Source organism: Hydrogenophaga sp. (assembly GCF_030158645.1).
Classification (GTDB): domain Bacteria; phylum Pseudomonadota; class Gammaproteobacteria; order Burkholderiales; family Burkholderiaceae_C; genus Hydrogenophaga.
In genome coordinates, this window is record NZ_JAOASO010000002.1 from 1 (window position 1) to 4,787 (window position 4,787).

Sequence of the window (4,787 nt, forward strand, 5' to 3'; positions counted from 1 at the left end):
TACCCGCTGGTGGACGCGGCCATGCACCAGATCAACCAGACCGGCTACATGCACAACCGCCTGCGCATGGTGGTGGCGAGTTTTCTGGTGAAGGACCTCGGCATCCACTGGCAGTGGGGCGAGCGCTACTTTGCCGAAAAGCTGATCGACTTCGACCTGGCCGCCAACAATGGTGGCTGGCAATGGGCGAGCTCCAGCGGTTGCGATGCGCAGCCTTACTTCCGCATCTTCAACCCGGTGAGCCAGAGCGAGAAGTTCGACCCGCAGGCCAAGTTCATCCGGCGCTACCTGCCCGAGCTGGCCGGTCTGCCGGACGCGGCGATCCATGCGCCATGGCTGGCGCGCGAGATGGAGCTGATCAGCGCGGGTGTGGAACTGGGCAAGACTTACCCAAGGCCGGTGGTCGACCACGCAGTGGCACGAGAACAGACCCTGCTGCGCTACGCAGTCGTGAAAAAGCCGGGGAAAACCCCGGCTTCTGGTAACAAGGCAGCGGATTAAGCGGTGCCGCCGACCGTCAAACCGTCGATGCGCAAGGTGGGCTGACCCACGCCCACCGGCACGCTCTGGCCCTCTTTGCCGCAGGTGCCCACGCCGCTGTCGAGCTTCATGTCGTTGCCGATCATGCTCACGCGGGTCAACGAGTCGGGGCCGTTGCCCACCAGCGTGGCGCCCTTCACCGGGTACTGGATCTGGCCGTTTTCCACCCAGTAGGCCTGGCTGGCGGAAAACACGAACTTGCCCGAGGTGATGTCGACCTGGCCGCCGCCGAAGTTGACCGCGTACAGGCCCTTCTTGATGCTGGCCACGATTTCCTCGGGCGCCTTGTCGCCACCGAGCATGTAGGTGTTGGTCATGCGCGGCATGGGCACGTGGGCGTAGCTTTCGCGGCGGCCGTTGCCGGTGGGTTTCACGCCCATCAGGCGCGCGTTCATCGAATCCTGGATGTAGCCGCGCAGGATGCCGTCTTCGATCAGCACGTTCTTCTGCGAGGTGTGGCCTTCGTCGTCCACGTTGAGCGAGCCGCGGCGGTCGGCGATGGTGCCGTCGTCGAGCACCGTCACGCCCTTGGCCGCCACGCGCTGGCCGATGCGCCCGGCAAAAGCGCTGCTGCCCTTGCGGTTGAAGTCGCCTTCCAGGCCGTGGCCCACCGCCTCGTGCAGCAGGATGCCCGGCCAGCCCGAGCCCAGCACCACCACCATCTCGCCGGCCGGCGCGGGCCGGGCGTCGAGGTTGGTCAGCGCATTCGCCACGGCTTCGTCCACGTACGACTGCACCATCGCCTCGTCGAAATAGGCCAAGCCGTACCGGCCACCACCGCCGGACGAACCCACTTCGCGGCGGCCCGACTGTTCGGCAATCACCGTGACCGACAGGCGTACCAGGGGGCGCACATCAGCCGCCAGCGTGCCGTCGGCGCGCGCCACCAGCACCACGTCGTGTTCGGCGGCCAGACCGGCCATCACCTGCACCACGCGCGGGTCCTTGGCCTTGGCCAGTTTTTCCACTTTCTCCAGCAGCGCCACCTTGGCCGTGCTGTCGAGGGTGCCGATCGGGTCCACGCCGCCGTAAAGCGAGCGCGACTTGGCCACCTTGGAAGCGGGCGTCTTCACCTTCTTCGACTGGCCCTGGCCGGAGATGCTGCGCACGGTGTGTGCGGCGTCCAGCAAAGAGTCCCACGAGAGGTCGTCGGAATAGGCAAACGCGGTCTTCTCACCGCTCACCGCACGCACGCCCACGCCCTGGTCGATGCTGAAGCTGCCGGTCTTGACGATGCCCTCTTCCAGGCTCCAGCCTTCGCTGCGCGTGGTCTGGAAATACAGGTCGGCGTCGTCCACACCGTGCGACATGATCTCGCCCAGCGCACGCTGCAAATGCGCGGGCGTGAGGCCAAACGGTTCGAGGAGCAGGCTTTGGGCGGTGGCCAGGCGGGCCAGGGTGGGTTCGCGTGAAATCATGGGGCCATTGTAAGAACGACCCGCCCCGCGCGCTCGCGTCAGGGTCTTGGGGCGGGCCGGCGCAGGAACGAGAGCAGCGCGGCGTCGTCCAGGTCGGCCATGCCCGCCTCAGCCGCGTCTTTGAACACCCGCGCCGCGTGGGTACCCAGCGGGCCCTCAAATCCCACGCTGCGCGCTGCCGCCACCGCCAGCCGGGTGTCTTTTTCCAGCAGGGTCACGTGGGCGCGCGGCGCCAGATCGTCTGCAATTGCGCGGCGCATGCGGTCCGAGCCGATCCAGCTCTGGCCGCTGGAGCGCTCGATCACGTCCAGCGTGGTGGTGAGGTCCAGCCCCATGCGTTCGGCCACGGCCAACACTTCGGCCGCGCCCACCAGGTTGATGCCGGCGAGCAGGTTGTTGACCAGCTTGGTGCGCGCGCCGTCGCCCACACGTTCGCTGACGCGCATCACGTTGAGCGACAAGGCGGCCAGCAGCTTGGCGTGGCGATCCACCACCGCTTGGGGTGCGGCGACCATCAGGCTCATGCGGCCATCTCGCGCCCGCTGCGGGCCGCCCGACATGGGTGCGTCGATGCAATCGATGCCCTGCCCAGCCAGCCGCTGGGCGATGGCCACGGTGTCTTCGGGCGCGATGGTGGGGCACAGCACCACGGCCTGCCCAGGCCGCAGGCCAAAGGATGCGCCCTGCTCGCCCCACAGCACCTCGCGGCACTGGTCGGCGTCCACCACAACGATCACCAGCGCGTCTTGCGGGCCGAGTTGCGCCACCGCCGACAGCGGCGTGTCGGCCAGGCTGGCACCGGCGGCCAGGGCCTGTTGCTGGCGCAGCGGGTCGGTGTCGCACACGGTTACTGGCCAGGCGGCTTCACAGAGCCGCTCCACCAACGCACCGCCCATGTTGCCGGCCCCGACAAAGGCGACCGTCATGACTGCATGAAGCGCCGGGACTTGGCGATCGACATCAGCATGCCCAGCCCCACGCCCATGGTCACCATGGCGGTGCCGCCGTAGCTCACGAACGGCAGGGGCACGCCCACCACCGGCAGGATGCCGCTGACCATGCCCATGTTGACGAAGGCATAGACAAAAATGTTGAGCGTGAGCGCGCCGGCGAGCAGGCGCGAAAACAGCGTGGGAGCCTCCATGGCGATGACCAGACCGCGCACGATGAGGAAAATGAACCCGGCCATGAGACCCAGGACACCGACCAGGCCGAACTCTTCGGAGAAGGCGGCGTAGATGAAGTCGGTGGTGCGCTCGGGGATGAACTCCAGGTGGGTCTGCGTGCCCTGCATGAAGCCCTTGCCCCACACCCCGCCGGAGCCGATGGCGATCATGCCCTGGATGATGTGGAAACCTTTGCCCAGCGGATCCTTGGACGGGTCGAGCAGCGTGCACACCCGCTGGCGCTGGTATTCGCGCAGCACGTGCCAATCCACATCGGGCGCGCACAGCTGCCCCTCGAAGGTGATCAGCAGCACGATACCCACTGCGCCAAAGAGCACCGGCGGCAGGATCAGCTTCCAGCTCAGGCCGGCAAAAAAGATGACGAACAAGCCGGAGGAGAGCACCAGCAGCGAGGTGCCCAGGTCGGGCTGCTTCAAGACCAGCGCCACCGGCAACAGCAGCAGCAGCCCGGCGGCAGCGAAGTCCAGCGTTTTGAGCTGGCCTTCGCGTCGATGGAACCACCAGGCCAGCATGAGTGGCATGGCGATCTTCATCAATTCGCTGGGCTGGATGATGACGCCGATGTCCAGCCAGCGCTGCGAGCCCTTGCGTGCGATGCCGAAAAACTCCACGCCCAGCAGCAGCAGCACCCCCACCGCGTAGGCCGGCAGCGCCAGGCTCATCAGCCGGTGCGGCGGGATCTGTGAGACGAGGAACAGCACGCCGGCGGCGATCAGCATGTTGCGGCCATGGGCTTCGAAACGCGTGCCGTGGTCAAAGCCCACCGAGTACATGGTCAACATCCCGGCGCCCGCCATGATCAGGATGGCCAGCAACAGCGGGAGGTCAAAGCCCTGGAAGATCGGGGCGATGCGTTGCAGCAGGGAGGGTTTGTCGAACACGGCGGACATCACCTCGGATTATCCTTCCCCGATGCGCGATGCCACCACCCACCTGCTCTATCTCCACGGCTTTCGATCGTCGCCGCAGTCCATGAAAGCGCAGAAGGTGGCCGCGCGGGTGCGGGCCGAACACCCCGGCGTTGTCTGGTGGTGCCCGCCGCTGCCGCCCTCACCCGCCGAGGCGATGGCACTGGTGATGCAGGGCACGGCCCACTGGCCGAGAGACACCACGGCGGTGGTGGGCTCGTCGCTGGGCGGCTTTTACGCGCGCTGGTTCTCGCTGCAGACCGGTTGCCCCGCGGTGCTGCTCAACCCCGCCCCGTTCCCGGCACGCGATCTTTCGGCTTACATCGGCGAGCAGACGGCCTGGCACGACCCGCTGGAGCGTTTCTTTTTCCAGCCCGGCTTTGTGGACGAGTTGCAGGTGCAGCAGGCGGACATCCACCGGCTGGCGGCACGACGGTCCACCACGGCGGACCACTTGTTCGCCATCGTTTCCAAGGGCGACGAGGTGCTGGACTGGCGCGAAATGCAAGCCTTCTGCGCTGGGGGCACGGTGCGCCTGCTCGAAGGCAGCGACCACGCCATCAGCGACTTCGACGGCCACATGGACGCGGTATTCCAGTTCCTGAACCTGTAGCGCCCCCATGGGACAATCCAGCCCATGCACATTCTGTTTGATGAAGCCGGCAAGTTGTTGACCGGTCGCCTCCTGTCCGAGGCCGAAAGTTCCCTGCAAGTCGAGCTCGATTCCGGCAAGC

5 protein-coding genes are annotated in these 4,787 nt (G+C 66.6%); 2 read left to right on the top strand and 3 right to left on the bottom strand.

Features of this window, described 5'->3' with window-relative positions; all coding sequences use genetic code 11:
- Positions 1 to 501: FAD-binding domain-containing protein (locus Q1W68_RS00010; protein WP_300715385.1), on the top strand; the 501-nt coding region annotated here is incomplete at its 5' end.
- On the opposite strand, the gene tldD is transcribed toward Q1W68_RS00010, so the two are convergent.
- From tldD to rodA, 3 genes are read right to left on the bottom strand one after another with little or no spacing between them, the layout of a single operon-like run.
- Positions 498 to 1,958, bottom strand: coding sequence for a metalloprotease TldD (gene tldD, locus Q1W68_RS00015; protein WP_300655402.1), 1,461 nt, complete (start codon positions 1,956 to 1,958; stop codon positions 498 to 500). The genes Q1W68_RS00010 and tldD overlap by 4 nt on opposite strands.
- Positions 1,959 to 1,996: 38 nt before the next feature.
- Complete coding sequence (locus Q1W68_RS00020) at positions 1,997 to 2,884, bottom strand: NAD(P)-dependent oxidoreductase (RefSeq protein ID WP_300715386.1); 888 nt, start codon at positions 2,882 to 2,884, stop codon at positions 1,997 to 1,999.
- Positions 2,881 to 4,035, bottom strand: coding sequence for a rod shape-determining protein RodA (gene rodA / locus Q1W68_RS00025; protein ID WP_300655396.1), 1,155 nt, complete (start codon positions 4,033 to 4,035; stop codon positions 2,881 to 2,883). The genes Q1W68_RS00020 and rodA overlap by 4 nt, the downstream gene beginning before the upstream one ends.
- A 22-nt stretch (positions 4,036 to 4,057) precedes the next feature.
- Here rodA and Q1W68_RS00030 point away from each other — a divergent pair, with 22 nt between their 5' ends.
- On the top strand, positions 4,058 to 4,666 hold the full coding sequence (locus Q1W68_RS00030; protein WP_300655395.1) for a YqiA/YcfP family alpha/beta fold hydrolase: 609 nt from the start codon (positions 4,058 to 4,060) through the stop codon (positions 4,664 to 4,666).
- The last annotated feature ends 121 nt before the right edge of the window (positions 4,667 to 4,787 follow it).